Below are 2,316 nucleotides of genomic sequence, written 5' to 3' on the forward strand. Positions count from 1 at the left end.
GGGCAATCCCTATGCGCCGATCATCATGCTGACCGGGCATTCCGAAAAGCGCCGCGTCACGATCGCGCGCGATGCCGGCGTCACCGAATTTCTGGCCAAGCCGATCTCGGCCAAGGGCCTCTACCAGCGCATTCTCAACGTGGTCGCCAATCCCCGGCCCTTCATCAAGACCAAGACCTATTTCGGGCCGGAYCGGCGCCGCAACACCAATTCCGCCTATATGGGCCCCGAGCGCCGTGTCGGCGAAAAGCACGAGGTGCTCCAGCAGCCCTCGCTGCTCGACAAGGCCCGCTCCTCCATCTAGCGCAACGTCTTAAAGCGACGAGGCAGGCATCATGGCGAAGAACAGCGCAAAGGACATCGAGGTCAAGGCCTTCGCCACGCATCAATTGATCACGCAGCCCAATCCGCTGCGCAAGGTGCTGCGCCGGGTCAAGGAAAAGGACATGGACGATCCGGTCGAACGCGCCGAGCAGGCGCTGGCCGGCCTCGCCAGTGAGTTCAAGGACTGGATGGCGACCGAGGTCACCCGGCTGTCGGCCGCCTACGTCGCGATCCGGAACGACGGCTTCAGCAAGGACAGGCGCGACGAGCTGTTCCGCGCCGCGCACGACATCAAGGGCGACGCCGCGACGTTCGGCTATCCGGCGGCGGCCGCAGTCGCCGAGAGCTTGTGCCGCGTCATCGAGCACGCGCCTGATTTCGAAAGAGTGCCGGCCGAGCTGTTCACGCACCACATCAACGCCATCCTGGCCATCGTGCACGAGAACACCAGGCTCGACAGCATCAGCGTCTCCGCCGAGTTGAGCCGCCGCCTGCGCAAGGTCGCCGACGAATATCTCGCCCACGTCAACCGCGACCGCCCCGAGCAYCTCGAGGTGATCCTCGCGCCGAGCATCGTTCCGGCGGAGTAGCTCCCCTCGTCATTGCGAGCGCGATCGTAGGGTGGGTTAGCGCAGCATAACCCACCGCTTTGATTTCCGCAGAGACAGAAGTGGTGGGTTACGCCTAGGACTGCGCTTCGCGCCGTCCTAGAGCTAACCCACCCTACGGCRTCTCGCTACGCCGCGATCAGATCGTCATACACCGGATCGAKCGCCTCATCSGCGACSAGCTCGTCGCAGAACAGCCTTGCCTCTTCRCGSGCGGAYTCSGTGGCGAAGCGSCGSAGCAGGAYCATCAGCGGYTCGGTGGCGCCGCSGTCGGTCTCGCAATGGGTGAGCACGCGCTCGACCATGCGCCGGCGCAGCCGCACGGCATTGTCGTCGGTATCGACAAAGCCCTGCTCGTGGCAGGCATCGAGCGCGACCTGGAACGCCGCGAAGGTCGCCTCGGGAAGGCCGGCGCGGCGCAGCAGCGCATGCAGGCTGGCGCCGCCGCGGTCATGCAGGAGCGCGGACACGCGCGCCAGCGGCAGATCGGCCAATTCGGCCAGCGCGGCGTCGAAGAGTTCGAGATTGCTCGACAGCAGCGCGCGCAGGATCAGGCCCGCGGTGAGCTGGCCGGTGATGCGCAGATGCCGCACCAGCCCCTGCATCTCCTCGCCGCGCGAACGCGCCGCGATGTTCATGGTGGAGCGATCACGCGCCTCGGCCGTCATGCGGTCGGCGCGGTCGGCGCTCAGCCAGTTCCGCGCCACGACGAATTGCGCCAGCGTCTCCGAGAGCTTTGCCACCAGCGCGGCCCGCGTCGCGGCCGGCAGATCCTCGAGCACCAGCATCGCTTCGCGGATCGCGGCGAGATGGCCGTGACGCTCGACGATGCGGTCCCAGGAGAACGGCGCGAGCTCGGCATAGGGATTTTCGATCAGCTCCAGCGCGGCTGCGGCGCAACCGACCTCGGCGATCGCGGCGCAGACCGAGACCGGCAGTGCGATACGGCGGGCGATGGCGCATTGCACCTCGCCGTTGCCGGTCGCAACGATGTCGACGAGATCGGCATCGATCAGGAGCGGCGAATGTTCGAGCACCGGCAGCGCGACGGTCGGCTGGTCCGCCGACAGCGCCCGCACGATCGCGGCCGGCGCATCCGTGCTGCGCGCAAAGGCCTCCGCCATCGCCTGCCGCACCAGCGGCGACGGATCGTCGAGCAGCATCAGCAGCGCGCCCTCGGCGGCGACGCGGTCGTCATGGGAAAGGTCTGAGATCAACCAGGCCCGGGCCAATGCCCGCGTCGCCTCGGCCCGCTCGCCGGCGGGCGCCGTCCTGATCCAATTGATGAACTGCCGAACAATCATGCTGCTTCCGGCTTACACAACAAACGAAAATGGTGACGGCTCGTCACCTGCAACACAAAATAAACCACGACGCTTAACAA

Annotated in this window: 2 protein-coding genes and 1 pseudogene; 2 read left to right on the top strand and 1 reads right to left on the bottom strand. The window is 66.5% G+C overall.

Annotated features, from left to right (window positions below):
* A pseudogene (locus tag ACXJL8_RS39150) lies at positions 1–304 on the top strand (response regulator); the annotation flags it as partial.
* Between the two features lie 31 nt (positions 305–335).
* Positions 336–914 (top strand): Hpt domain-containing protein, encoded by a 579-nt coding sequence (locus ACXJL8_RS39155; protein WP_456624114.1) that lies wholly within the window; start codon positions 336–338, stop codon positions 912–914.
* Positions 915–1,060: 146 nt separating this feature from the next.
* On the opposite strand, the gene ACXJL8_RS39160 is transcribed toward ACXJL8_RS39155, so the two are convergent.
* Positions 1,061–2,236, bottom strand: coding sequence for a DUF2336 domain-containing protein (locus ACXJL8_RS39160; protein WP_456686827.1), 1,176 nt, complete (start codon positions 2,234–2,236; stop codon positions 1,061–1,063).
* Between the last annotated feature and the right edge of the window lie 80 nt (positions 2,237–2,316).

The organism is Bradyrhizobium sp. P5_C11_2, assembly GCF_054049755.1.